The 24,114-nt window shown below is 73.0% G+C and carries 21 protein-coding genes, 3 tRNA genes and 1 CRISPR repeat array; of the genes, 16 read left to right on the top strand and 8 right to left on the bottom strand.

Annotated features, from left to right (window positions below; genetic code table 11):
* Window positions 1-41 precede the first annotated feature (41 nt).
* The gene (locus NMK44_RS08975) at window positions 42-1,025 is read left to right on the top strand and encodes an adenosine deaminase (RefSeq protein ID WP_254740216.1); all 984 of its coding nucleotides are present in this window, start codon (window positions 42-44) and stop codon (window positions 1,023-1,025) included.
* A gap of 107 nt (window positions 1,026-1,132) precedes the next feature.
* Entirely contained in the window at window positions 1,133-1,591 is a 459-nt protein-coding gene (locus NMK44_RS08970; RefSeq protein ID WP_254740214.1) for a MarR family winged helix-turn-helix transcriptional regulator, read from the top strand.
* Window positions 1,592-1,655: 64 nt separating this feature from the next.
* Here NMK44_RS08970 and NMK44_RS08965 read toward each other — a convergent pair whose 3' ends face one another.
* Entirely contained in the window at window positions 1,656-3,872 is a 2,217-nt protein-coding gene (locus NMK44_RS08965; RefSeq protein WP_254740212.1) for a molybdopterin oxidoreductase family protein, read from the bottom strand.
* A 280-nt stretch (window positions 3,873-4,152) separates the two neighbouring features.
* Between NMK44_RS08965 and NMK44_RS08960 the strand changes: the two genes are divergently transcribed.
* From NMK44_RS08960 to NMK44_RS08940, 5 genes are all read left to right on the top strand, one after another.
* On the top strand, window positions 4,153-4,959 hold the full coding sequence (locus NMK44_RS08960) for a sirohydrochlorin chelatase (RefSeq protein ID WP_254740210.1): 807 nt from the start codon (window positions 4,153-4,155) through the stop codon (window positions 4,957-4,959).
* The gene (locus NMK44_RS08955; protein ID WP_254740208.1) at window positions 4,956-6,350 is read left to right on the top strand and encodes a deoxyguanosinetriphosphate triphosphohydrolase; all 1,395 of its coding nucleotides are present in this window, start codon (window positions 4,956-4,958) and stop codon (window positions 6,348-6,350) included. The genes NMK44_RS08960 and NMK44_RS08955 overlap by 4 nt, the downstream gene beginning before the upstream one ends.
* Window positions 6,351-6,666: 316 nt before the next feature.
* Window positions 6,667-7,962, top strand: a complete 1,296-nt coding sequence (locus tag NMK44_RS08950) for an NAD(P)/FAD-dependent oxidoreductase (RefSeq protein ID WP_254740206.1) — start codon at window positions 6,667-6,669, stop codon at window positions 7,960-7,962.
* A gap of 127 nt (window positions 7,963-8,089) precedes the next feature.
* Window positions 8,090-10,042 carry a DNA primase gene (gene dnaG, locus NMK44_RS08945; RefSeq protein ID WP_254740204.1) on the top strand — a complete coding sequence of 651 codons (1,953 nt, stop codon included), beginning with the start codon at window positions 8,090-8,092 and terminating at the stop codon, window positions 10,040-10,042.
* Window positions 10,043-10,256: 214 nt separating this feature from the next.
* Window positions 10,257-11,627 (top strand): RNA polymerase sigma factor, encoded by a 1,371-nt coding sequence (locus NMK44_RS08940; RefSeq protein ID WP_254740202.1) that lies wholly within the window; start codon window positions 10,257-10,259, stop codon window positions 11,625-11,627.
* Between the two features lie 162 nt (window positions 11,628-11,789).
* On the opposite strand, the gene NMK44_RS08935 is transcribed toward NMK44_RS08940, so the two are convergent.
* Together NMK44_RS08935 and NMK44_RS08930 are read right to left on the bottom strand one after the other, a co-directional pair.
* Window positions 11,790-13,256 (bottom strand): FGGY family carbohydrate kinase, encoded by a 1,467-nt coding sequence (locus tag NMK44_RS08935; protein ID WP_254740200.1) that lies wholly within the window; start codon window positions 13,254-13,256, stop codon window positions 11,790-11,792.
* 25 nt (window positions 13,257-13,281) lie between these two features.
* Window positions 13,282-13,554: a YtxH domain-containing protein gene (locus NMK44_RS08930; RefSeq protein ID WP_254740198.1), complete on the bottom strand. Its 273-nt coding sequence runs from the start codon at window positions 13,552-13,554 to the stop codon at window positions 13,282-13,284.
* A 226-nt stretch (window positions 13,555-13,780) separates the two neighbouring features.
* On the opposite strand from NMK44_RS08930, the gene NMK44_RS08925 reads away from it, so the two are divergent.
* The 3 genes from NMK44_RS08925 (at window position 13,781) to NMK44_RS08915 (ending at window position 14,203) form a co-directional block, all read left to right on the top strand.
* Window positions 13,781-13,853 (top strand) — tRNA-Asn (locus tag NMK44_RS08925).
* A 5-nt stretch (window positions 13,854-13,858) separates the two neighbouring features.
* Window positions 13,859-13,934 (top strand) — tRNA-Asn (locus NMK44_RS08920).
* A 195-nt stretch (window positions 13,935-14,129) separates the two neighbouring features.
* Window positions 14,130-14,203 (top strand) — tRNA-Ile (locus NMK44_RS08915).
* A gap of 242 nt (window positions 14,204-14,445) precedes the next feature.
* Here NMK44_RS08915 and NMK44_RS08910 read toward each other — a convergent pair.
* The 3 genes from NMK44_RS08910 to NMK44_RS08900 all read right to left on the bottom strand — a co-directional run bounded on the left by NMK44_RS08910 (window position 14,446) and on the right by NMK44_RS08900 (window position 17,347).
* Window positions 14,446-14,709: a hypothetical protein gene (locus tag NMK44_RS08910; protein WP_254740196.1), complete on the bottom strand. Its 264-nt coding sequence runs from the start codon at window positions 14,707-14,709 to the stop codon at window positions 14,446-14,448.
* A 240-nt stretch (window positions 14,710-14,949) separates the two neighbouring features.
* A CRISPR array of direct repeats spans window positions 14,950-15,284; the repeat unit is 29 nt; unit sequence GGGACCAACCCCGCGGGTGCGGGGAGCAG.
* Window positions 15,285-15,470: 186 nt separating this feature from the next.
* Complete coding sequence (locus tag NMK44_RS08905) at window positions 15,471-16,124, bottom strand: response regulator (protein ID WP_254740194.1); 654 nt, start codon at window positions 16,122-16,124, stop codon at window positions 15,471-15,473.
* Complete coding sequence (locus NMK44_RS08900; protein ID WP_254740192.1) at window positions 16,121-17,347, bottom strand: sensor histidine kinase; 1,227 nt, start codon at window positions 17,345-17,347, stop codon at window positions 16,121-16,123. The genes NMK44_RS08905 and NMK44_RS08900 overlap by 4 nt, the downstream gene beginning before the upstream one ends.
* Before the next feature lie 132 nt (window positions 17,348-17,479).
* Between NMK44_RS08900 and NMK44_RS08895 the strand changes: the two genes are divergently transcribed.
* Window positions 17,480-18,433: an ABC transporter ATP-binding protein gene (locus NMK44_RS08895; protein ID WP_254740190.1), complete on the top strand. Its 954-nt coding sequence runs from the start codon at window positions 17,480-17,482 to the stop codon at window positions 18,431-18,433.
* The gene (locus tag NMK44_RS08890) at window positions 18,430-19,284 is read left to right on the top strand and encodes an ABC transporter permease (RefSeq protein ID WP_254740188.1); all 855 of its coding nucleotides are present in this window, start codon (window positions 18,430-18,432) and stop codon (window positions 19,282-19,284) included. Before NMK44_RS08895 ends, NMK44_RS08890 begins: the two co-directional genes overlap by 4 nt.
* A 95-nt stretch (window positions 19,285-19,379) precedes the next feature.
* Here NMK44_RS08890 and NMK44_RS08885 read toward each other — a convergent pair whose 3' ends face one another.
* On the bottom strand, window positions 19,380-20,255 hold the full coding sequence (locus NMK44_RS08885) for an AraC family transcriptional regulator (RefSeq protein WP_254740186.1): 876 nt from the start codon (window positions 20,253-20,255) through the stop codon (window positions 19,380-19,382).
* Between the two features lie 242 nt (window positions 20,256-20,497).
* Between NMK44_RS08885 and trxA the strand changes: the two genes are divergently transcribed.
* The 3 genes from trxA (at window position 20,498) to NMK44_RS08870 (ending at window position 22,113) form a co-directional block, all read left to right on the top strand.
* Window positions 20,498-20,935 (top strand): thioredoxin, encoded by a 438-nt coding sequence (gene trxA, locus NMK44_RS08880; RefSeq protein WP_254740184.1) that lies wholly within the window; start codon window positions 20,498-20,500, stop codon window positions 20,933-20,935.
* Window positions 20,928-21,608: a histidine phosphatase family protein gene (locus NMK44_RS08875; RefSeq protein WP_254740182.1), complete on the top strand. Its 681-nt coding sequence runs from the start codon at window positions 20,928-20,930 to the stop codon at window positions 21,606-21,608. Before trxA ends, NMK44_RS08875 begins: the two co-directional genes overlap by 8 nt.
* A 79-nt stretch (window positions 21,609-21,687) precedes the next feature.
* Entirely contained in the window at window positions 21,688-22,113 is a 426-nt protein-coding gene (locus NMK44_RS08870) for an OsmC family peroxiredoxin (protein ID WP_254740180.1), read from the top strand.
* Here the strand turns inward: NMK44_RS08870 and NMK44_RS08865 are convergent.
* Window positions 22,088-22,726: a hypothetical protein gene (locus NMK44_RS08865; protein WP_254740179.1), complete on the bottom strand. Its 639-nt coding sequence runs from the start codon at window positions 22,724-22,726 to the stop codon at window positions 22,088-22,090. The two genes, NMK44_RS08870 and NMK44_RS08865, sit on opposite strands and share 26 nt — an antisense overlap.
* A gap of 525 nt (window positions 22,727-23,251) precedes the next feature.
* Here NMK44_RS08865 and NMK44_RS08860 point away from each other — a divergent pair.
* A complete protein-coding gene (locus tag NMK44_RS08860; protein ID WP_254740177.1) occupies window positions 23,252-23,986 on the top strand; it encodes an SCO2400 family protein in 735 nt (244 codons plus the stop codon).
* Window positions 23,987-24,114: the final 128 nt, after the last annotated feature.

The raw sequence follows: 24,114 nt of genomic DNA, 5'->3' as shown, positions 1-24,114 counted from the left end.
GGGACGTTCCGTACGACCGAGAAAACAGGTGTGATCAAGCCGTGCCCCCGATCCCCACAGCAGAGCTCCACCTCCACATCGAGGGCACCCTGGAGCCCGGACTCGCCTTCGCGCTCGCCGCGCGCAACGGCGTCGTGCTGCCCTACGACACCGAGGACGAGCTGCGGGCCGCGTACTCCTTCACCGACCTCCAGGACTTCCTGGACCTGTACTACGCGCTGATGGCCGTGCTGCGCACCGAGGACGACTTCGCCGACCTCGCCCACGCGTACCTGGCTCGCGCCCGGGAACAGGGCGTGCGGCACGCGGAGATCTTCTTCGACCCGCAGGCCCACACCGAGCGCGGCGTCCCCATCGGCACCGTCATCGGGGGCCTGTCGCGGGCTCTGGACAGCGCCCAGGAGACCTACGGCATCACCACCCGCCTCATCATGTGCTTCCTGCGTGACAAGAGCGCGGAGTCCGCCCTGGAGACGTTCGAGTCGGCCCGGCCGCACCTGGACCGGATCGCCGCCGTCGGCCTGGACTCGGCCGAGGTCGGCAACCCGCCGTCGAAGTTCCGCGAGGTGTACGCGCGGGCCCGGGAGGCCGGGCTGAAGTGTGTGGCGCACGCGGGGGAGGAGGGCCCGCCCGCGTACGTGTGGGAGGCCCTGGACGTCCTCGGTGTGGACCGGATCGACCACGGTGTGCGCTGCCTGGAGGACGAGGCCCTGGTCGCGCGGCTGGTCGCGGACCAGGTGCCACTGACCGTGTGCCCGCTGTCCAACGTCCGGCTGCGCGTCGTCGACCGCCTCGAGGACCATCCGCTGCCCGCGATGCTGGACGCCGGGCTGCTGGTGACGGTCAACTCCGACGACCCCGCCTACTTCGGCGGCTACGTGGGCGACAACTACACCGCCGTACGGACCGCGCTCGGGCTCGACGCCGCCACCCTGCGCACCCTGGCCCGCAACTCCTTCCGCGCCGCCTTCCTGGACGAGCCGACGCGGGCGGCCTACCTGAAGGAAGTCGAGGAGACCGGATAGCGGCGGTTGACCTCACCTCAGGTTCAACTTCTACGTTCATGAGCAGTCGCGTGAACGGGTCATGCGATCAGTCCCACGGACGGACGAAGCGAAATGAGGACAGGGTGATGGAGTACTCCCACAGCGACGCCGAACTGGTCCGGCAGCCCATCGGCTACTGGTCCTGGGCCGCGCACCAGTCGGTGGTGACCCACATCCGCGCCGGGCTGGCCGAGTTCGGCCTCAGCCAGCCCCAGTGGTGGGTGCTCAACCAGGTGTTCGACGGCGGTGCGGACGGCCGGCTCCGTGAGCAGGTGCGGTCGGTCCTGGAGGGCTACCTGGATGCGGGCGACGCCCTCGAGCCGGAGATCGACGCCCTCCTGGAGCGCGGTCTGCTCGTCTCCGGCGAGGGGGCGCGGCTCCGGCTGACCGACGAGGGAGGGGCGTTGCGCGAACGGGCCGCGGAACGCCAGCTCCAGATGCGCGCGCGGATCCACGAGGGCATCGACGACGACACGTATGTGACCGTCCTCAAGGTCCTCCAGCGGATGATCCACAACACCGACGGCAAGGCATGGCACCACTGAGCGCTCCGGGGGAGCGGGGTACGGGCGCGGCGGGCCCGCGGTGGCCCCGCGGCGGGCCCGGGGATCAGTCCCCGGCCAGCTCCACCCGTACCGCGCACACCTTGAACTCCGGCATCCGCGAGACCGGGTCCAGCGCCGGGTTGGTGACCGTGTTGGCCCGGCCCGGCCCCGCCCAGTGGAACGGCATGAACACCGTGTCCGGCCGGATGTCCCGGCTGATCCGCGCCGGGGCCACGGCCCGGCCGCGGCGGGAGACCACGGCGAGCGGAGCCCCCTCCACCGCGCCCAGCCGGTCCGCGAGCAGCGGATGGAGCTGGACGAACGGCCCGGGCGCGGCCTCGTTCAACTCCGCCACCCGCCGGGTCTGGGCGCCTGACTGGTACTGGGACAGCACCCGGCCGGTGGTGAGCAGAACGGGGTACTCCGCGTCCGGCTCCTCGGCGGCGGGCCGGTGGGTGACGGGAACGAAGCGGGCCCGCCCGTCGACGGTGGCGAACCGCTCCAGAAAGAGCCGCGGCGTACCGGGGTGAGACACAACTACCCCGGCCGGCCCGGCCCCGTCGTCCTCCGGTCCGACGCCGGTCCGGTCTCCGTCCCGTTCCCCGTCCCGGTCACCGGCCCCGGCCGGGGCCGGGCAGGGCCAGAACACGCCGTCTTCTTCCGCGATCCTGCGGTAGGTGATGCCCGAGTAGTCCGCGGGGCCGCCCGCCGACGCGCGGCGCAGTTCGTCGAAGACTTCCTCCGGGTCGGCGGGGAACCCCTTCTCCCAACCGAGCCGCGCCGCCAAGGCGTTCAGCACCGCCAGGTCCGTCCGCACGCCCGGCGGCGGGGAGACGGCCGCCCGGCGCAGGATGACCCGGCCCTCCAGATTGGTCGTCGTGCCCGTCTCCTCGGCCCACTGGGCCACCGGCAGGACGACGTCCGCGAGCGCGGCCGTCTCGGAGAGCACGACGTCCGCGACCGCCAGGAAGTCCAGCGAGCGCAGCCGCGATTCGATGTGGGCCGCGCGGGGCGCGGAGACCAGGGGGTTGGAGCCCATGAGCAGCAGCCCCCGCACCTCGCCGCCGAGCGCGTCCAGCAGCTCGTACGCACTGCGCCCCGGGCCCGGCAGCGTGTCGGGGTCGACGCCCCAGACGCCCGCCACATGGGCGCGTGCGGCGGGGTCGTCCAGTTTGCGGTAGCCGGGGAGCTGATCGGCCTTCTGGCCGTGTTCCCGGCCGCCCTGGCCGTTGCCCTGGCCGGTGAGACAGCCGTAGCCGGACAGCGGGCGCCCGGCGTGGCCGGTGGCCAGGCACAGGTTGATCCAGGCGCCGACGGTGTCCGTGCCCTTGGACTGCTGCTCGGGGCCGCGCGCGGTGAGCACCATCGCGTTCTCCGCGTCGCAGAACATGCCTATCGCGCGCCGGAGTTCGGGCACCGGGACACCGGTGATCCGCTCGACCAGTTCCGGCCAGTGGGCCATGGCGGCGGCCCGTGCCTCCGCCCAGCCCGTGGTCTGCCGCGCGATGAACTCCTCGTCCACCCGCCCCTCCGCCACCACCAGGTGCAGCAGCCCCAGGGCCAGCGCGAGATCGGTCCCGGGCCGGGGGGCGAGGTGCAGATCGGCCTGTTCGGCGGTGCGCGTACGGCGCGGATCGACCACGATCAGCCGTCCGCCCGCCTCCCGCAGCTCGGTCAGATAGCGCAGCGCGGGCGGCATCGTCTCGGCGAGGTTGGAGCCGACGAGGATCACACAGCCCGTGCGCGAGACGTCCGCCAGCGGGAACGGCAGCCCCCGGTCCAGTCCGAAGGCCCGCTGGTGGGCGGCGGCGGCCGAGGACATGCAGAACCGGCCGTTGTAGTCGATCTGCGAGGTGCCGAGCACCACCCGGGCGAACTTCCCCAGCGCGTACGCCTTCTCGTTGGTCAGCCCGCCGCCGCCGAACACCCCCACCGCGTCCGGACCGTGCGCCCGGCGGGTGGCCGCGAGGCCCTCCGCGACCCGGTCGAGGGCCTCCTCCCAGGTGGCCGGTTCGAGCCGACCGGTGTCAGGGCGGCGGACCAGCGGCCCGGTCAGACGCACCCGGGAGGAGAGCAGGGCGGGCGCCGTGCGCCCCTTGCCGCACAGCGCGCCGCGATTGACCGGGAACGCGGTGCGTTCCACCACCTCGACACCGACATCCGCCGCCGACGGCCGCAGCGTCATCCCGCACTGCAGCGCGCAGTACGGGCAGTGCGTGTCGACGGAGGCGGCGGTGGTGGCGGAGGCGGTGGCGGGTGCGTCCCCAGGAGCGTGCGGCATACGGGGGAGCGTGCTACGTCCGTGTTACGGACCGCGTCCCGGTGCGTTACGCCTCCGGGAACCGGACCTCAGCGCACCCCGGAGGCGCCGGTGAAGTCGGCGCAACCACCCGTCACCGCGGCGCAACGGCGGCGCAACACGCCGCTGCCAGGCTCTTTTCATGACGGCGTCGCCCCGCCCGGGTCCTCCCGGTCCCCACTGTCCTTCCGGCCCTCCCCGGCCTCCCGGCCCCACCGGCCCCCACGACGGCCCCCACGACTTCGACAGCACGGCGCAGCTCATGAACCGGATCACCGCACAGCTCCACACCCAGCTCAGCCGCAGGGGGCGGTCCGCCCGCCGCCCCGCGCCCCCGCCGACCCTGGTCGCCGTCGCCCACGGCAGCCGGGACCCCCGGGCGCTGCGCACCGTGACCGCGCTCCTGGACCGGGTCCGGGCGCTCCGCCCCGAGGTGCCGGTGCGCCTGGGCCACATCGAGCTGAACGAGCCGCTGCTGACCGACACCCTCGCCGCCCTGCGCGGTGATGTCGTGGTGGTGCCGCTGCTCCTGGGCCGCGGCCACCACACCAAGCGGGACATTCCGGCCACCGTCGCCGCCGCGCCCCACCTCCGCGCCTGGATCGCCGGCCCGCTGGGCCCGCACCCCCTGCTGGCCGAGGCCCTGCACACCCGGCTGGCCGAGGCGGCCCGGCAGCCCGGGGCGCCCACCGCCGCGCCGGGCGGTGTGGTCCTGGCCGCCGCGGGCTCGAACGACCCGGACGCGGCCCTCGACACCGCCCGTACCGCCGAGCTGCTCAGCGCCCGGCTCGGCGGTGTCCCGGTGCTGCCCGGACACGCCTCCGGCACCGGGCCCCGCGTGTCCGACGCGCTGCGCGCCCTGGCCGACCTGGGCCATGAGCGGGCCGCGGTGGCCTCGTACTTCACCGCTCCCGGCCGTTTCGCGAGCCAGTGCGCGGACGCCGCCCCGGGGATCGCGGCGGCCCCGCTCGGCGACCATCCGGCCGTCGCCCGACTCGTCCTGCACCGCTACGAACAGGCCCTCGCAAGTGCTCCCTTGTCACACGAGGCGGTTACCGTCGGTGTATGAACAGCCCAGCAGGACCTGATCCCGACCCTTCCGGCGCGTCGTACCGGCCCGGGGCCACCGGTGAGGCCGCGGCCCGCCGGATCCCCGGCTACGACGCGGCGGACCTCGAGCGGTGGGCGGCCGAGCCCGACAAACGGCCGGGCCGCACCGCCTTCCAGCGGGACCGGGCCCGGGTGCTGCACTCCGCCGCCCTGCGCAGACTGGCCGGGAAGACCCAGGTGGTGCCCGCCGCCCCGGCCGCCGACCACGGCCCGGCGCGGCGCGCCCCGGCCTGGGACGCCACCCCGCGCACCCGGCTGACCCACTCCCTGGAGTGCGCGCAGGTGGGCCGGGAGCTGGGCGCCGCCCTCGGCTGTGACCCGGATCTGGTCGAGATGGCCTGTCTCGCCCATGACCTCGGCCATCCGCCCTTCGGGCACAACGGCGAACAGGTGCTCAACGAGATCGCCGCGCCCTGCGGCGGCTTCGAGGGGAACGCGCAGTCACTGCGGCTGCTGGCCCGTCTGGAGCCCAAGCGGTTCGTCCCCGACGAGGAGACCGGCGGCCAGCGCAGCGTCGGTCTCAACCTCACCCGCGCGGCGCTCGACGCCGCCACCAAGTACCCCTGGCCGCGCGGTGGCCACCCCCGTGACCCCGGCTCCCCGAAGTTCGGCGTCTACGAGGACGACATCCCGGTCTTCCGCTGGTTCCGGCAGGGCGCCCCCGAAGGCCGTACGACCTTCGAGGCCCAGGTCATGGACTGGTCCGACGATGTGGCGTACTCGGTGCACGACGTCGAGGACGGGCTGCACGCCGGTCATCTCGACCCGGCCAGCCTGCTCGCCGAGCCCGAGCGGGCCGAGGTGTTCGCCGTCGCCGCCGACCGGTACGCGCCCGGCGCCGATCCGCAGGAGCTGGCCGAGGCGCTGGACCGGCTGCTGGAACAGGAGTGGTGGCCCCACGGCTACGACGGCTCACCGGTGGCCCAGGCCCGGCTGAAGGACGCCACCAGCCAGCTCATCGGCCGGTTCTGCCTGGCCGCCGAGGGCGCCACCCGCGCCGCCTACGGCACCGGCCGCTTCACCCGCTACGCGGCCTCCCTGGTGGTGCCCCGCTCCATCCGGCTGGAGTGCGCGGTGCTCAAGGCGGTGGCCGACCGTTACGTCATCCAGCGCGCCGACCAGGAGCTGGTCCGCGCCGACCAGAGGGTGGTCATCGCCGAACTGGGGGAGGCCCTGATCGCCCGCGCCCCGGTCGGGCTGGACCCGCAGTTCCGCGCTCTGTTCGAGGAGGCCGGGGACGACGCCGGGAGGCTGCGCGCGATCGTGGACCAGATCGCCGCCCTGACCGACGCCTCGGCCCGAGCCCTCCACGCCCGCCTCACCGAACCCCCCTCGGCCCGCCGGGCATGAGCGCCGCCGCGCCCCGCCGGGACCGCGTCGGCCCTTCCCGACGTGCGCCCGGTGCGGGAGGCTCCTCCTTGGCCGGGGCGCGGGCGCCACGAGGTTCTGACAAGGGCCATCGAGGACACCGACACATCAGGCCGAGAAGAGACCTCCGACACCGGACCGGCGGGAGACTGACGGGAGAACGACACACGACACACGGCAGACCGACACGAGTCGCGCGCAACACTCACGCGAGAACGACGCGAGGCCCACGCGCCAGGCCGACGCGACCGGGGTAAGGCAAACGCAGAGCCACTGCTCGGCAGCGAGGAGGAGACAAGTGGTCGACGCACACCAGACGTTCGTCATCGTCGGAGGAGGTCTGGCCGGGGCGAAAGCCGCGGAAACCCTCCGGTCGGAGGGCTTCACCGGCCGGGTGATCCTCATCTGCGACGAGCGCGACCACCCCTATGAGCGGCCACCGCTGTCCAAGGGCTTCCTCACCGGCAGCCAGGAGCGCGACAGCGTCTTCGTCCACGAGCCCGCCTGGTACGCCCAGGCCGATATCGAGCTCCACCTCGGCCAGCCCGCCGTACGGCTGGACCGCGCCGCCAAGGCCGTGACCCTCGGGGACGGCACCCGGATCAACTACGACCGGCTGCTGCTGGCCACCGGCGCCGAACCGCGCCGTCTCGAGATCCCCGGCACCGATCTCGTCGGTGTCCACCACCTGCGCCGCCTGGCCCACGCCGAGCGGCTCAAGGGCGTCCTGGCCGCGCTCGGCCGGGACAACGGCCAGCTCGTCATCGCGGGCGCGGGCTGGATCGGCCTGGAGGTGGCGGCGGCCGCCCGCGGCTACGGCGCCGAGGTCACCATCGTCGAGCCGGAGCCCACACCGCTGCACCCGGTCCTCGGCCCGGAACTGGGCGCCCTCTTCGCCGATCTCCACAGCGAACACGGCGTCCGCTTCCACTTCGGTGCCCGGCTCACCGAGATCACCGGCCAGGACGGCGTGGTGCTGGCGGCCCTGACCGACGACGGCGAGGAGCACCCCGCCCACAGCGTGCTGGCCGCGATCGGCGCCGCGCCGCGGATCGCCCTCGCCGAGGCCGCGGGCCTGGAGGTGGTGGACCGCGCCCTGGGCGGCGGTATCGCGGTGGACGCCGCGCTGCGCACCAGCGACCCGGACATCTTCGCCGCGGGCGACGTCGCCTCCGCCCCGCTCGCCTTCCTGGAGGGCACCCCGGTCCGCGCCGCCCTGCCCCCGAGCGCCCGGCTGCGGGTGGAGCACTGGGCGAACGCGCTCAACGGCGGACCGGCCGCCGCCCGCGCGATGCTCGGCCAGGACGTCACGTACGACCGGGTGCCGTACTTCTTCTCCGACCAGTACGACGTCGGCCTGGAGTACTCCGGCTACGCCCCGCCCGGCTCCTACGACCAGGTCCTGGTCCGCGGTGACGTCGGCAAGCGGCAGTTCATCGCGTTCTGGCTGAACGAGGGCCGGCTGCTCGCGGGGATGAACGTGAACGTGTGGGACGTCACCGGGACCATCCAGGGGCTGATCCGCGCCGGAGCCCCGCTGGACGCGGCGGCCCTGGCCGACCCGGCCGTCCCGCTGGCCTCGCTGCTGCCGTAGCCGGTGCCCCAGCCGGCACCGTGACCCACGCCGTGACGGCGGGCCGCCGACCCGCGGCCCGCGGCCCGCGTCCCGGGTCCGGCACGGAGCGGAGAACCGTGTCGGACCCCGGCCGTAGAATTCACGCGTGGCAGGCAGGATCAACGATGACGACGTGAGGGCGGTGCGGGACGCGGTCCCGATCGACGCCGTCGTGTCCGAGTACCTCCAGCTGCGGGGCGCGGGGGGCGGCAATCTCAAGGGCCTGTGCCCCTTCCACGACGAGAAGTCCCCGTCCTTCCAGGTCAGCCCCAGCAAGGGGCTGTATTACTGCTTCGGCTGCCAGGAAGGCGGCGACACGGTCGACTTCGTGATGAAGATCGACCACCTCTCCTTCGCGGAGACCATCGAGCGGCTGGCCTCCCAGGCGGGCATCACCCTGCGCTACGAGGAGGGCGGGTACACCCCCGGGCGGCAGCAGGGTGAGCGCACCCGTCTGGTCGAGGCCCACAAGGCGGCGGCGCAGTTCTACGTAGAGCAGCTCGACGGCACCGAGGCGGAGATCGGCCGGAAGTTCCTCGCCGAGCGCGGTTTCGACCAGGCCGCCGCCCAGCACTTCGGCGTCGGCTACAGCCCCGCGGGCTGGGACCACCTGGTCCGCTTCCTACGCGGCCGCGGCTTCACCGACCAGGAGCTGATCCTCTCCGGTCTCGCCCAGGAGAGCCGCCGCAATCCGATCGACCGCTTCCGCGGCCGGCTGATGTGGCCGATCCGCGACATCACCGGCGAGGTGGTCGGCTTCGGCGCGCGCAAGCTGCGCGACGACGACAACGGCCCCAAGTACCTCAACACCCCCGAGACCCCGCTCTACAAGAAGTCCCACGTCCTGTACGGCATCGACCTCGCCAAGAAGGACATCGCCAAGACCAGCCGGGCGGTCGTCGTCGAGGGCTACACGGACGTCATGGCCTGCCATCTGGCCGGGGTGACCACCGCCATCGCCACCTGCGGCACCTCCTTCGGCGGCGACCACATCAAGATCCTGCGCCGGCTGCTGATGGACAACGCGAGCGCCGAGGTGGTCTTCACCTTCGACGGTGACGCGGCGGGCCAGAAGGCGGCCCTGCGCGCCTTCGAGGACGACCAGAAGTTCGCCGCCGAGACCTACATCGCGATCACCCCGGGCGGGATGGACCCCTGCGAACTGCGGCTCGCGGAGGGCGATGGCGCGGTCAAGGCCCTGGTCGACAGCCGCACCCAGCTCTTCGAGTTCGCCATCCGGCAGATCATCGCGCGCCACAACCTGGACACGGCGGTGGGCCGCGCCGCCGCCCTGGAGGAGGCGGCCCCGGTCGTCGCCGGGATCAAGAACAGCTCCATCCAGCACGAGTCCGCGGTGCACCTCGCGGGTCTGCTGGGCATCCTCGACACCCAGTTCGTCGTCCGGCGCGTCTCACAGCTTGCCCGCTGGGCCCGTGAGCGCGGGCGCGGCCAGGGCGGCGACCAGCGCGGCCGGGGCGATCAGCGCGGCCGTCCGGGCGGCCCCGGCGGCGACGGCGGACCGAGGGGCCAGCGGGGCGGTCCGGAGGGACAGCCCGCCCCGGCGGCCCCGCGCGGCCCGGCACTCAACCTCCGCAGCCCCGCCCACCGCGTCGAGCGCGAGCTGCTGAAGCTGGCCCTCCAGCGCCCCGAGCTGGTCTCCCCGGCCTTCGACGCGTACGGCGTCGACGAGTTCACCGCCCCGCCGTACGCGGCCGTGCGCCGCACCATCGAGGACGCGGGCGGGGCCACCGGCGCCGACGGCGACTATCTCGCCCGGGTCCGGGACACCGCCCCCGACGACACGGTCCGCGCGATGGTCACCGAGCTGGCCGTCGAGCCGCTGCACATCCGCCGGGAGGCGGACGAGGCGTATGCGGGCGTGCAGTTGGTCGCCGTGCGCCTGGCCGCCGTCAATCAGCGGGTGACGGAGGTCCGGGGCGCCCTCCAGCGGCTCGGCCAGCAGGCCGACCCCGACCATCTCGCCGCCGTCCAGAACGAGCTGTGGGTCCTCCAGCAGTACGGACAGTCCCTGCGCGACCGGGGCGCGGCGGCGCTGTAGGGGGCCGCTGCAGGGCGCCGCGCCCGCTTCCGGCCTGCCCCTTCCCGGCGTTCTCCTGCCGTCTTCCGCCGTCCCACCGGCCTCCCCGGCCCCACGGGTGGCCCCCCGGGCGATAGATGTAGCCGCCGGGTAGTCAGACGGTCACGGGCCGCTGCGTAAAAAGTGCCCGCACGCCCCTCGTGGCGGGCCTGTCCCGTACTCCACACTGGGGGCGGTGCCTGAGTCCTCGGAGCGCGGCGGTGTTGACCGGCCACTGCCGGATTCCCCCGCAGATCCACTCATGATGGACGGGACGGACGGCGGTGTGGCCGCCGCAGCCGTACCCGATCGTTCTGCCGCTTCAGCAGCGATCACCCTGGAGGTCGCCCCCGTGCAGACCCAGACCCTCTCCGACGCGGCCCCGGCCGCGCCACCGCACTCCCGGCCGTCCCCTTCGCCCGGCGCGGAACCGGCCGTGCCGCCGCACTCCGCGGACGCCACGGGCGCGCCGGACGCCGGACCGGAGGGGGCGGAGGACATGACGGCGGCACCGGACGGGGCCGCGCCGGAGCCCGACGCGGTGGCGCCGCCCGAACCCGACGGGCCCGACACGGTCCCGCCGCCCGAACCCGACGAGGCCGACGCGGCGGCGCCGCCCGAACCCGTGCCGTCGGCCGCGCGGCCCGACACCAGCGGCCCGTCCTCCGACCTCTTCCGCCAGTACCTGCGCGAGATCGGCCGTATCCCGCTGCTCTCCGCGGCCGAGGAGGTCGAGCTCGCACGCCGGGTGGAGGCGGGCCTGTTCGCCGAGGAGAAGCTCGGCACCACCCCCGACCTCGACTCCCAACTCGCCCTGGACCTGGACCGGTTGGTGGTCCAGGGCCGGATGGCCAAACGCCGTCTGATCGAGGCCAACCTCCGCCTCGTCGTCTCCGTCGCCAAGCGCTACATCGGCCGCGGGCTGACCATGCTCGACTTGGTCCAGGAGGGCAACCTCGGCCTGATCCGGGCCGTCGAGAAGTTCGACTACGCACGCGGGTACAAGTTCTCGACGTACGCGACCTGGTGGATCCGCCAGGCCATGTCCCGCGCCCTGGCCGACCAGGCCCGGACCATCCGGGTCCCGGTGCATGTCGTCGAGCTGATCAACCGGGTGGTCCGGGTGCAGCGCCGGATGCTCCAGGAGCGCGGCTACGAGCCCACCCACGAGGAGGTCGCGGCCCAGCTCGACATCACCCCGGAGCGGGTCGGCGAGGTGCTGCGGCTGGCCCTGGAGCCGGTCTCGCTGCACGCGCCGGTCGGCGAGGAGGACGATGTCGCCCTCGGCGACCTCATCGAGGACGGCGACGCCGCGTCCCCCGTGGAGTCGGCGGCCTTCCTGCTGCTCCGCGAACACCTGGAGGCCGTGCTCTCCACCCTCGGCGAGCGCGAGCGCAAGGTCGTCCAGCTCCGCTACGGACTGGTGGACGGCCGCCCGCGGACGCTGGAGGAGATCGGCCGGATCTTCGGCGTGACGCGCGAGCGGATCCGCCAGATCGAGTCGAAGACCCTCAACAAGCTCCGCGACCACGCCTTCGCCGACCAGCTCCGCGGCTACCTGGACTAGGGCCCGTCTTCAAAGGGGCCGCCCTGCTCCCGACGCCTGGCACGGCAGCTCGCTGCGTTGTCGGAGTCGCCCGAGTACGCCCAGTACGAGGGCGATCCTCCGCCTTGCGATCTACCGCACCAGACGCCGGTCGCGGCCGGACGCCCCCTTTGAAGACGGACCCTAGACCGCGTCGCCCTCGAACGCACCCGGATGGGTCTGCTCGCGCACCGCGACGTACTGCTGCCGCACCGCCTGCCCCACGGCCAGTTCCTCACCCGGTTCGAAGACCTGGCTGGCCGCCGCGGGCCACCGGGGCGGCTCGTGCGGCGAGAGGGTGCCGTGCGCGGCGCCGAGCGCCCAGGCGGCCTGACGGGCCGCGCCGATGGCGGTGTAGTCCGCGGGCTGGGGCACCACGATCTGCGCACCCAGCAGCGCGGGCGCGATGGCCCGTACGGCCTGGAGGTCGGCCGCGGGCCCGAGCAGGAAGACCCGCCGCACCTGGACCCCGCGGCCGCGCAGCACGTCCAGCGCGTCCGCGAGCCCGCACAGCATGCCCTCGAAGGCGGCGCGGGCCAGGTGCTCGGGCTTCATCGACTCGCGCCGCAGCCCGGTGAGCGTTCCTGCGGTGTGCGGCAGCCGGGGGGTGCGCTCACCCTCCAGATAGGGCAGCAGCACCAGTCCGTACGCACCGGGGGTGGACTTCAGCGCGAGCGCCGACAGCCCCTCCAGATCGGTGCCGAGCAGCTCGGCGGTGCCGCGCAGCACCCGTACGGCGTTCAGCGTGTGCACGACCGGCAGATGCATCCCGGTGGCGTCCGCGTACGACAGGATCGTGCCGGTCGGGTCGGCAAGCGCCTCGTGGTGGACGGAGAAGACCGAACCGGAGGCCCCCAGCGAGATCACCGCGTCCCCGACGCCGACGCCGAGCCCGAAGGCCGCGGCCATCGTCTCGCCGGTCCCGGCGGAGATCAGCAGCCCCTCGGGGGTGTGCCCGGCCGCCTCGGCGGGGCCGATCACCTCGGGCAGCCGCACCTGATGGCCGAGCGCCAGCTCCACGAGGTCCGGGCGCCAGGAGCCGGTGGCGGCCGACCAGTAGCCGGTGCCGGAGGCCGTCCCCCGGTCCGTCGTCCGCCGGTGCGGCCGTCCGAGAAGCTGCCACACCAGCCAGTCGTGCGGCTGCATCAGCTCGGCGATGCGGTGCGCCGCGTCCGGCTCGGTCCGGGTCAGCCAGCGCAGCTTGGCGACCGCCTGGGTGGAGGTCGGCACCGCGCCGACCGCCTGGGCCCATGCGGCGCGGCCGCCGAGCGCCTCGATGATGTCGGCGGCGGCGGCCTGCGCGCGCTTGTCGTTGCCCACCAGCGCCGGGCGCACCAGCGCCCCGCCCCTGTCCAGCGCGACCAGCCCGTGCTGCTGCGCGGAGACGCCGATGGCCTGCACTCCCTCCAGCAGCCCGCCCTCGGCGGCCTCGCCGAGGGAGAGCAGCCAGGACTGCGGGTCCACGTCATGTGGGGAGTCATACGGCGATCCGTCGCCGCCGACGGCTGGATGCGGGGCGTACCCCTGTTTGAGTACGGCTCCCGTATCCGCGTCACAGACGACGATTCGTGTGCTGTCGGACGAACTGTCCAACCCGGCGACTATCCCCATGGCCCCGATGATGCCACCGAGGGCGCTAGGTGTTGCTGGTGCCCCAGTCGTCCTCCTCCAGCACCCGCTCCTCGCGCTGCCCGCCGATCCGCTCACGCAGCGGCCGCACCTTGCCGAGCGCCTTCACGGCGGCCTGGCGACCGCCGTGCGCGGCCGATTCAGCGGTGTTGCGGACGGCGGGGTTGTGTGCGAACCGCTGCGCGCAGCCGCGCAGCTGCTCGTACCGTTCGCGGCCGGCCCGTGTGCCCAGTACGTAACCAACAGCCAGCCCGGTGATGAACGTCAGCCGGTAGCGCATCGACCTGCCCTTCTGGTTGTCCTTCGCGTCGGACCCCGGGGTCGTGCCGCTCGCCTACCCGCCCGTGCCGCAGATCACCCGCAGATCACCGACAGATCATCCGGGGGCCGCCCGCGGGGATACCGATTGGCGGAGCACCCCCCTGCTTGCGCTAATGTATGTGTCGCAGCGAACGCACGCCCTCCGGGAACTCCGGACGGGGGCGCGGTCGAGGCACACGGAGCAATCCCCTGTAGCTCAATTGGCAGAGCAGCCGGCTGTTAACCGGCAGGTTACTGGTTCGAGTCCAGTCGGGGGAGCTCGGTCCCCTGTAGCTCAATTGGCAGAGCATTCGGCTGTTAACCGGAGGGTTACTGGTTCGAGTCCAGTCGGGGGAGCCAACGGGAGAGGGCCCTGCGGGGCCCTTTTTCATGCCCGGTTCAGGCCCGGGCGTGAGTGCTCCGAACGGCGGAACGACGAGATCAAGCCATGATCGAGCCGCGGGCGCGTCCAACATCGGCCTGCCGGAGCAGCAGATCGTATGAGCGGCTATGCTGCGGCAGACGGCGCGCACATCTGTGAAGGCGCGCCGCTACGGGGCGGTAGCTCAGCCGGTTAGAGCAGCGGACTCATAATCCGTCGGCCGTGGGTTCGAGTCCCACCCGCCCCACCGCGCAGATGTTCGCGAAAACGTTCCTGACCTGGTCTTTCAGGTCAGGAACGATCTTTTTGAGCCGGGTGGCGCACCCTACCCCGCCCCGGCCCGTCAGCACGGCAATGACACCGCCCACGATCGTGTCCCACAACGGGACAACGAGCCGGGTGCCCGGATGGACACGAACCGCGGCGCTCTTCGGCCCGAACCCGCCCCCCGGGCCGGGACCCGAGGGGGCGATTGGACCGAAGCGGCGGTCAGCGGCCGATGACGTTGGAGCAGTTGCTGCCGATGTTGACGGCACCGGTCGGGGCCGCCGCGCTGACGGGAGCGACGGTGCCGGTCGCGACACCGCAGTCGTTCTTCTGGAAGACGAGGCTGAAGCTGTTGATGGTGATCCCGTTGCCGCTGTCGCCGAGCCCGGCGGACGGCACCCCGTACGCGGCCGCACTGCCCGCGCCGACCATCACCAGCGTCGCGGACGCCGCGGCGAGGAGCGCTGCCTTCTTACCGATTCGCATCTGATTCCTCCGGATGATCTATAAAGCCAAATATCTGACGATCAGATCAAACGGGTAAGTACCGCCCCCACCGGGCAGACGCGGCGGCGGGTAACTCGGCCGATACGGAAATTCGCCGGTTCTGCCCACACGATTCCGCCGATCGGCCCGGCCCGGCGGCGGCGCGGCGCCCTGCCCGCGGCCGGAGGCCGGCTGCTGCCCGAGGGCGAGCGGGGGCGCGCGACGCCCGCCGGCGGGCCGCAGGGCAACCCCGCGGGTGCGGGGAGCACCCGAGGCCTTCGGGCTTGGCGATGGCGGCGATGGGACCAACCCCGCGGGTGCGGGGAGCAGGTGGCGGGTTTTGGGCAAGGGGGTGCCGAGGCGGGGACCAACCCCGCGGGTGCGGGGAGCAGTTGTGTCCGCAGGACGTGCACGTGTACCGGCCGGGACCAACCCCGCGGGTGCGGGGAGCAGCTCACGGTGCACGGCGACCAACACGGAGGAGAGGGACCAACCCCGCGGGTGCGGGGAGCAGGAGCTCGGGCTTGCGGACGCCATCAGCCTGGGGGGACCAACCCCGCGGGTGCGGGGAGCAGAGGAAGCGACCTGGTGGTCTAGGTGCTTGGGTGCCCGATTTTACTTACTTTGCGAATGCTGCAGACGCTTCGGGTGCTCACCCCGCAAGGTGTACCGCCCACCACTTCCCTCTCCCACCCTCGTGCTGAGTATTCCGGAAAGAGCCCGACCGGATCTGGGAGATGGGGACAAGCGACGCTCCCGCGCTACCCCGGCGGGGACACCAGCCCCGACTCGTAAGCCAGGATGACGAGTTGGACCCGGTCGCGGGCGGTGAGTTTGGCGAGGAGGCGGGTGACGTAGGTTTTGGCCGTGGCCACGGTGATGCAGAGTTCCGCGGCTATCTCGGAGTTGGAGAGGCCCGTGGCGACGAGGGTCAGGACCTGGCGTTCGCGGTCGGTGATGCCCTCGACGGGGCGCGGGGTCCTCGGGGCCGGGCGGGTGGCGAATTCCTTGATGAGGCGGCGGGTGACGCTCGGGGCGATCAGGCCGTTCCCGGCCGCGACCACGCGGATCGCGGCCAGGATGTCGTCCAGGGCCATGTCCTTGACGAGGAATCCGGAGGCCCCGGCGCGCAGCGCGCCGTAGACGTAGTCATCGTCGTCGAACGTGGTGAGGACGATGACATGGGCCGTGCCGGGGCCCGCGGTGATGCGGCGGGTGGCCTCGATGCCGTCCACACCGGGCATCCGGATGTCCATCACCACCACATCGGCCCGGGTGCTCTCGGCGAGTGCGACCGCCTCGGTGCCGTCGCCCGCCTCCCCGACGAGTTCGAGGTCGTCGGCTTCGGTCAGCACCATCCGCAGTGCCGCCCGGACCAGTGGCTGGTCATCGGCGAGGACCACGCGTACGGTCACCGGGCAACCGCGCCCGACACCGCGGCGACCGGGACGCCGACCACCGGCAGCCGCGCCGCCACCCGGAAACCGCCCCCCGGCCGCGGGCCCGCCGTGAACTCCCCGTGCAGCAGGCCCACCCGCTCCCGCATCCCCAGCAGGCCGTAGCCGTAGCCGGTGTCGCGTTCGGGGCCGCGGCCCCCGTCCACCACCTCCACCGACAGCGCGTCCTCCCGGTGGTCGATGGTCACCCGGCACGCATCGGCGCCGGCGTGGCGGACCACGTTGGTGACCGCCTCCTGGACGATGCGGTACGCGGACATGTCCACCTCCGGCGGCAGTGGACGGGGGGTGCCCGACCGCCGGACGTCGACCCGCACCCCCGCCGCCGTGGTGTTCGCGGCCAGCCGGTCGAGGTCCGCGAGGCCGAGCCCCTGGACGTCGGTGTCCTGGCCGGGGACCGGTGCGGCCTGGCGGAGCGCGCCGAGCATCCGGCGCAGGCCCGACAGGGTCTCCCGGCCCGCGGACTCGATGGCGTCGAGCGCGTCGCGCGCCCCCGCGGGCTGGGTGTCGATGACCCGGCGTGCCGCGCCCGCCTGGAGGGCGATGATGCCGATGCTGTGCGCCACCATGTCGTGGAGTTCGCGGGCGATCCGCAGCCGTTCGGCGGTGACGGCCTGCGCCGCGGCCTGGGCGCGGGACCGTTCGGCGTGTTCCCGCGCCTGGTGGGCGGAGTTGCCGAGCAGCCAGGCGATGACGGTGGTCAGCGCCACCGTGAGCTCCGTCGAGGTGCCGACGGGCCAGCGGCACAGCACCCGCGTGGCTGCGTAGCCGATCAGGACGCCGAGGGACATGGCCAGGGCGATCAGTCCGGTACGGCGCGGCCAGGTGGCGGCGATGGCGCATATGGCCACGTCCACCGCGAGGAACTGCAGCAGTGGAATCTCCGCGACGCTCAGGGCGGTCGATCCGATGACGGAACCGGCGAGCAGCAGCCCGAGCGCCCCCAGCGGACGGCGGGGCAGCCGGGCGCTCCCGGCCAGTGCCAGGGCGGTGGCCAGGGACAGCGCGGTCAGACCGTCCCAGCGATACAGCAACACCCCGGGGTAGACGGTCGGCTGCGGCTCCCCGGGCAGCCGCAGGCGCAGCAGGAACGAGAGCGCGGCGCCCGCACACCAGGTGATGGCCGTCCAGACCCCTGGGGGGACACGTCTGAGGAGGGGCGGAGGCGGCGTGGCGGGCATGCGGCGATGGTAACGAGGCGGTGGCCGCGCGACATCGGACCGCGGATGTACACCCACGGGTGACACCGGTGGTGGGAAGTGTCGGCGGCGGTCCGACGACGACCGGGGGCACCGGGCGGCAGCGTGGTCCACGTGATCGAAGTCAAGGAACTGACGAAGCGTTACGGGGTACACACCGCCGTCGACGCGCTGAGCTTCACCGTACGGCCGGGAAGGGTGACCGGGTTCCTCGGGCCGAACGGCGCGGGCAAGAGCACCACCCTCAGGCTGATCCTGGGCCTCCACGAGCCCACCGGCGGTTCGGTGACCGTCTGCGGCCAGCCGTTCCGGGAATGTCCGCGCGGGCTGCGCCACGTCGGGGCGCTGCTGGACGCGCATGAGGTGCACGGCGGACGCAGCGCGTCGGCGCATCTCGGCGCCCTCGCACGGAGCAACCGCATCCCGCGCCGGCGGGTGGACGAGGTGCTGCGGGAGGTCGGTCTCGCCGAGGTGGCACGGCGGCGGATCGGCGGCTTCTCGCTCGGCATGAAACAGCGCCTCGGCATCGCCACCGCGCTGCTCGGCGACCCTCCGGTGCTGCTCTTCGACGAACCGCTCAACGGCCTCGACCCGGAGGGTGTGAAGTGGGTGCGCGGGCTGTTCCGGCGGCTGGCCGCCGAGGGGCGCACGGTGTTCGTCTCCAGCCATCTGATGTCGGAGATGGAGCACACCGCCGACGACCTGGTGGTCATCGGCCGCGGTGCGCTGCTCGCGGCGGAGACCCTGACGGAGTTCTCGGCGCGCGGCGACCGCCGGACCGTACGGGTGGGCACGCGGAACGCCGACGTCGCCGCGCTGACGGCGGTGCTGACCGGCGAGGGCGCGACCGTACGGCGGGACGCGGACGGGGACGGAAACGCAGACGGGAGCGGGGAAGGCGGCGGCGCGCTCACCGTGACCGGACTGGACGCCGCCCGGATCGGCGACCTCGCCTGCCACCACCGCCTGCCGCTGCACGAACTGACCGTCCGTACCGCCTCCCTGGAGGAGGCGTTCATGGAACTCACCGCCGACAGCGTCGAATACCTCGCGGGGGAACCCCGATGACCACGATGACAACCACCTCCGTACCCGACACCCGCGGTGGCGCCGTCGAGCCGTCCGCCCGGTTCCGCGATCTGCTCGCCGCCGAGTGGATCAAGCTGTGGTCCCTGCGCTCGACCGTCTGGGCGTTGGTGGTCACCGCGTTGACCGTACTCGGGTTCACCATCGGCACCGCCTACGACCAGTACCGCTACTGGCCCGACGACCCGCGGCACACGGCCGCGTTCATCAAGGACGGGATCGCGGTCGGACTCATCTTCAACGGCAACGCCGCCACCATCCTCGTACTGGCCCTCGGTGCGTTCGGCGCCATGAGCGTCGTCGGCGAGTACAGCACCGGGCAGATCCGTACGACCTTCGCGGCCGTCCCGGCGCGCCGTTCGGTGATGGCGGCCAAGGTCACCGTGATGGCGGGGGTGACGGCCGTCTTCGGGGCGGTGGTGTCGCTGCTCTCGTTCTGCGCGACTCAGGCGATCCTGTCGGAGTTGGGTGTCGGGGTTCCGATCGGCCACCCGGGCGTGGTCCGTGTGATCGTCGCGTCGGCGCTGCTGCCACCGGTCTCCGCGCTCATCGGTATGGCGCTCGCCGCCGTACTCCGGCAGGCCGGGGCGGCGTTGGTGTCCACCGTGGCCGTGATCGTCCTGCTGCCCGCCATCTTCAGCGAGGACCGGTACTGGAGTGCCGTGATCGACCACTCCCTGCTCCTCAGCGCATGGTTCCGGCTGACGCGGTCCGGCGTGTACAGCGGGGTGGCGCACTCCTGGACGACCGGCGGGGCGTGGTGCGTGTACGCGGTCTGGGCGGTGGTCGCGGCCGGGGTCGCGGTGGCGGTGGTCCACCGCCACGACCAGTGACCGCGCCCGGGGAGCGGGCGAGGGAGCGGGGCGACGCCGCGCCGCCGGCACCGGCGACGCGGCACGGCCCCGCCGGGCCGGGGCTCAGCGGTGTGTCACCGCGTGCTGCGCTCCACCGGGATCCACAGTTCCGCGTCGCCACGGCTGCCGTCCTCCGCGGGGCGCGTGCGCAGGATCTCCGGTCCCGGCCTGCTCCGGTACGGGTTCGACGGGAACCACTGGGTGAACACGTCCCGCCACAGGTACTGGATCACCTGCGGGAACTCGCCCGAGACCTCGAACACCGCCCAGTCCCCGGCCGGGACGGCGAGTGTGTCGAGATCGCCGGGGCCGGACGGAGCCCCTCCACCCGTCACCACCGCGTGGTAGTAGTCGAGTTCGGTCCCCTCGGCGCGGCTGTCGTCCAGGTTGTCCGTGACGGCCACGATCCCCCGCGGCTCCTGGTCGCTCAGTGCCTCCAGCCTGGTCAGGGTCTCCGGGCCGATACCCCGTACGAAGTCCATGATGGCCGTGTTGTGTCCCTCGTGGACCAGTGGGACACGGGCCCTCCTGCCCACCACCCGGAACTCCTCCTTCTCCACGATCCGGTACCGCATGCTGACGCTCCCTTCGACGATGAGGCGGAAGGACATCCGTGGCTGGGAGTGCAGCGCGGCGCCGTCACGCCTGGCCTCGCCCGGACCGATGCCGTGCATCGCGCGGAACGCCCGTGCGAACGCCTCGCCCGAGCCGTAGCCGTAGCGTGTCGCGACCTCGAGCAGGGTGTGCTCTCCGGAGAGCACCTCGGCCCCCGCGACGGTCAGCCGGCGGCGGCGGACGTAGACGGACAGCGGCATACCCGCGAGCGCGGAGAACAGCCGCCGGAAGTGGTACTCCGACGTGACGGCGATCCGTGCCAGCTCGGCGGCGTCGATCTCCTGGTCGAGGCGGTCCTCGATATGGTCCATGGCCTGATTCAGCCGCTCCAGCACTCCCGGCCTCCTTCCTCTTGGCCTTCTGGCCTCCTGGCCTCTTGGCGTTCACCACGCTAGGGAGGGCCCACCCTGCCGCACCCGACATCCGGTGCCCGGCCCGGTCGGGCACCGCCTTTACCCGCCCCGCAGGTCCCGCACCACGCCCCTGACCTGCGGAAGAGCGGTCCCGAGGAATACCGGGCGGGGGAGAGGGGTTACCGTCGTGGCATCTGCCGACGTATGGAAGCGGGATCTCAGGCATGAGCACGAGCACGAGCACCGTTGAACTCACGAAGGACAACTTCGACGAGATCGTCTCGGGAAGCGACTTCGTACTGATCGACTTCTGGGCGTCGTGGTGCGGACCGTGCCGGATGTTCGCGCCCGTCTACGAGCGGTCGGCCGAGCGTCACCAGGACCTGACCTTCGCGAAGGTCGACACCGAGGCCCAGCCCGAGCTCGCTGCCGCCTTCGATATCCAGTCCATCCCCACGCTGATGATCGTGCGCGAGAACATCGCCATCTTCTCCCAGCCGGGCGCCCTCCCCGCGGAGGCGCTGGAGGACGTCATCGGCCAGGCCCGCGCCCTGGACATGGACAAGGTCCGCACCGACATCGCCGCCGCCGAGAAGGCCGCGGGCGAGTCCGGCGGGGCCGGTGAGGCCGGCGAGGCGAAGGCATCCGACGGCCATGAGTGAGCTGGTGCTGATCCGGCACGGCGAAACCGAGTGGAGCCGGTCGGGGAAGCACACCAGCTGGACCGAACAGCCCCTGACGGCGCGCGGTGAGGAACAGGCCCGTGCGCTGCGCCCACTGCTCGCCGGACGGACGATCGGGCTCGTCCTGGTGAGCCCGCTGGGCCGGGCCGCGCACACCGCGCGGCTCGCCGGGCTCGACAGCGCGCAGACCGAGCCCGATCTGCACGAATGGGACTACGGCGGCTACGAGGGCATCACCACCCCCGAGATCCACCGCACCCGCCCCGACTGGAACCTGTGGACCGACGGGGTGGCACCGGGCGACGCCGAGCACCCCGGGGAGTCCCCCGAGCAGATCGGCGCCCGGGTCGACCGGGTGCTGGCCCGGATCGCTCCGGCGCTCGAAGGGAACGCCACGGACGGGACGGCCACGGACGGGACGGGAGACCGCGGGGACGTCGTGCTGGTCGCCCACGGCCATGTGCTGAGGGTGCTCACCGCCCGTCGGCTGGGCCTGCCCCCGTCCGCCGGAGCGCTGTTCCGCCTCGACACCGCGACCCTCAGTCGACTGGGAACCGAGCACGGCCGCCCGGCGGTTGTCGCCTGGAACGTAGGCTCGGAGCCGAACTCCGGGCGGGTCGCAACCGGCAGCGGTGCGGCCACGGCCGGATGATCGGACCCGACCGTCCGTGGTGCGTCGTCCGTCCGAACGGCGTCACCTGACAGCTGACAGGAAGCAGGGAACAGCGAGCATGGCTACGACGCGCACTGCGCACACCGTCTGGAACGGCAATCTGGCCGAGGGCAAGGGAGTCGTCACCTTCGACTCGTCCGGGATCGGCGAGCAGCCGGTGTCCTGGCCCTCCCGCGCCGAGCAGGCGAACGGCAAGACCAGCCCCGAGGAGCTCATCGCCGCCGCGCACTCGAGCTGCTTCTCGATGGCGCTGTCGCACGGTCTGACCCAGGCCGGGACCCCGCCGACGCAGCTCACCACCCAGGCCGAGGTCACCTTCCAGCCCGGCACCGGCATCACCGGGATCCACCTCACCGTGGAGGGCACGGTCGAGGGGCTGGACGAGGCGGCGTTCGTCGCGGCCGCCGAGGACGCCAAGAAGAACTGCCCGGTGAGCCAGGCGCTCACCGGTACGGAGATCACCCTGTCGGCGAAGCTGGCCTGACGTTCTCCCCCTGCTCCACGCGCTGGAGCAGACCCCAGGTGAACTCCGCCACGTAAGGGCGGAGTTCACCTTTCTCCGTTTCCTCCGTTCCGGGGGCGTCGAAGGCCAGCCGCCAACGGGTGGGCGCCGAGCCCTCCATGGGCCGTGCGGGCGCGAAGGCGCGCGCCACCTCGTCCACCGTGCAGGACCACGGCAGCAGATCGGCGGCCGTGCGCAGGCTCGGCCCGGCCGCGCCCGGGGCGCGCACCAGCCACTCGTTCCACACCGCCCCACCGGGCGCGGTGAGCACCTCGAACCGCAGATCCGGCCACAGGGGTACCGGCCAGCTCAGCGCGTCGCAGGTCAGATCGCCGATCCGGCGCTTCGCGGAGGTCTCGGGCGGGCCGAGCACCGAGCGGTAGCGGGCCACGGCGGACCGCCGTCGCGGGGACCGCTGCATGGCCTGCCAGCGCCGGTTGGCCTCGCGCATCACGGCCCGCCCGAACCCGAGTTCCCGCAGCGCGTCCTCGACCAGCCCGGGCTGGAAGTCGGCCATCCGCCGCAGCAGGACGAGGACGAAGGGGAAGGAATCGGGGAACGGTTCGGACCCGGGGAACGAGGACGCGGAAGCCATGCCCCCATCCTGTCGCAGCACCCGCCCGGTCCGGGCGGCCCGTGTCTCCGGCGGGCCCGGTGGTCCGTGCGTGCCGGGTGCGGCGCGGCGGGACGGGTGTAACCCGTTCCCTCCGTGGGTCCGATGGCACGTGCGCCCTGCGGACCGGTGCCATGTGCGTCCCGCGGGCCCGGTGGCCACATCTGCCCGGGGACTGGTGCCACGCCCCTGCCGGGACCGGGGCACCGCTCCTCCGGGGGGAAGAGCCTGTTGCCATGCCCCCACTCGCGGGACCCCCGCCCCGCCCGCCCCGCGGGATCCGGGCCCGGGGTGGCGCCGCGGTACACGGATGGTCGCGTATCCGCCCCCGCGGGGCGAAACCCGACAGGACCGGGGCCTTCACCTCGGACCGGGTCCGAACCGTGGCGGACCGGGACCGGTGTACCCGTTCCGGCGGTTCTCGCGCAAGGGTGCGGCCCCCTGCACAGGATCCTCACACCCGCCCGTATCCGGGTTGTTCATCGGTCACATAACCTGCCCGGCGTCATGGATTACTGCCCTCCCTGCCGCCGCCATCTCAACGGTGCGCTCTCCTGCCCCGGATGCGGAAAGCCCGTCGAGGAACTCGAGCTGCCCACGGCCGGGTCGGGGGCGGCGGAGGCGGGCACGGGCGCCGACGGGGCCTCCGATGCGCCCCTGTCGCGTGCGGAACGGCGCAGGGCGCAGCGGTCGTCGTCCGGCGCGACCCGTCGCAAGCCCAAGTCCCGCGGTGGCCGTGCACGCCGCGCCCGTCCGGGGCGCGCCCGCCGGAGGGTCGTGGTGGCCGCGGTGCTGGGTCCGGTGCTGGCCGCCCTGTTCATGGCGGAACTGGCGAACGAGGGGTACTTCCGGGAGCCGTCCCCCGCGCCCGCAAGCGAGAAGCCGGTGGCCGACCGCGGTGGCGGCGTGACGGAGTCCGCCGAGCCCGTGGTGCGTGACAGCGGCGGGCCGAGTACGGGCCCGGCCACTGGCAGCGGCCGTCCGGACGATGACGGCGGCGACCGCGAGAAGAAGAAGGACGGGGGTGCGAAGAAGACGAAGGCCACCCCCTCGCCGGACCCCGAGACCCCGGCCTCCGACGCACCGGAACCCTCCGTCCCGGCCACCGGTGGCCCCGGCCCCTCCCGGCCGTCCACCCCGGCGACGTCGAAGCCGCGTCCGACCGCGCCGGGCCCGTCCGAGCCGGCCCCGACCCCGACGCCGTCCGAGACCTGCGACCGCTTCCTGTGGTGGTGCACCTAGCTGTATTGATCACGAGCGTTGTTGACACTGGCGGGCCTTGAACATGGCGAAGACCTCCGATGTGGTGGAGCTGTCTAGGAACACACCGCACGGAGGTCTTCGTGTCCCACCGTAATGCCCGGCTGACC

This window comes from Streptomyces cucumeris (assembly GCF_024295805.1).
GTDB classification, from domain to species: Bacteria; Actinomycetota; Actinomycetes; order Streptomycetales; family Streptomycetaceae; genus Streptomyces; species Streptomyces cucumeris.
The sequence above is the reverse complement of the archived record's forward strand: the minus strand, read 5'-3'. Positions and strand labels throughout refer to the sequence as shown.

Bases quoted from the DNA above. Each gene is read 5' to 3' on its own strand.
- NMK44_RS08870 (WP_254740180.1), top strand. From the start codon at position 21,688: ATGGCTACGACGCGCACTGCGCACACCGTCTGGAACGGCAATCTGGCC.
- NMK44_RS08900 (WP_254740192.1), bottom strand. From the start codon at position 17,347: ATGCCCGCCACGCCGCCTCCGCCCCTCCTCAGACGTGTCCCCCCAGGG.
- NMK44_RS08890 (WP_254740188.1), top strand. From the start codon at position 18,430: ATGACCACGATGACAACCACCTCCGTACCCGACACCCGCGGTGGCGCC.
- NMK44_RS08955 (WP_254740208.1), top strand. From the start codon at position 4,956: ATGAACAGCCCAGCAGGACCTGATCCCGACCCTTCCGGCGCGTCGTAC.
- NMK44_RS08935 (WP_254740200.1), bottom strand. From the start codon at position 13,256: ATGGGGATAGTCGCCGGGTTGGACAGTTCGTCCGACAGCACACGAATC.
- NMK44_RS08965 (WP_254740212.1), bottom strand. From the start codon at position 3,872: ATGCCGCACGCTCCTGGGGACGCACCCGCCACCGCCTCCGCCACCACC.
- NMK44_RS08960 (WP_254740210.1), top strand. From the start codon at position 4,153: ATGAACCGGATCACCGCACAGCTCCACACCCAGCTCAGCCGCAGGGGG.
- NMK44_RS08930 (WP_254740198.1), bottom strand. From the start codon at position 13,554: ATGCGCTACCGGCTGACGTTCATCACCGGGCTGGCTGTTGGTTACGTA.
- NMK44_RS08875 (WP_254740182.1), top strand. From the start codon at position 20,928: ATGAGTGAGCTGGTGCTGATCCGGCACGGCGAAACCGAGTGGAGCCGG.
- trxA (WP_254740184.1), top strand. From the start codon at position 20,498: ATGAGCACGAGCACGAGCACCGTTGAACTCACGAAGGACAACTTCGAC.
- NMK44_RS08970 (WP_254740214.1), top strand. From the start codon at position 1,133: ATGGAGTACTCCCACAGCGACGCCGAACTGGTCCGGCAGCCCATCGGC.
- NMK44_RS08910 (WP_254740196.1), bottom strand. From the start codon at position 14,709: ATGCGAATCGGTAAGAAGGCAGCGCTCCTCGCCGCGGCGTCCGCGACG.
- NMK44_RS08860 (WP_254740177.1), top strand. From the start codon at position 23,252: ATGGATTACTGCCCTCCCTGCCGCCGCCATCTCAACGGTGCGCTCTCC.
- NMK44_RS08865 (WP_254740179.1), bottom strand. From the start codon at position 22,726: ATGGCTTCCGCGTCCTCGTTCCCCGGGTCCGAACCGTTCCCCGATTCC.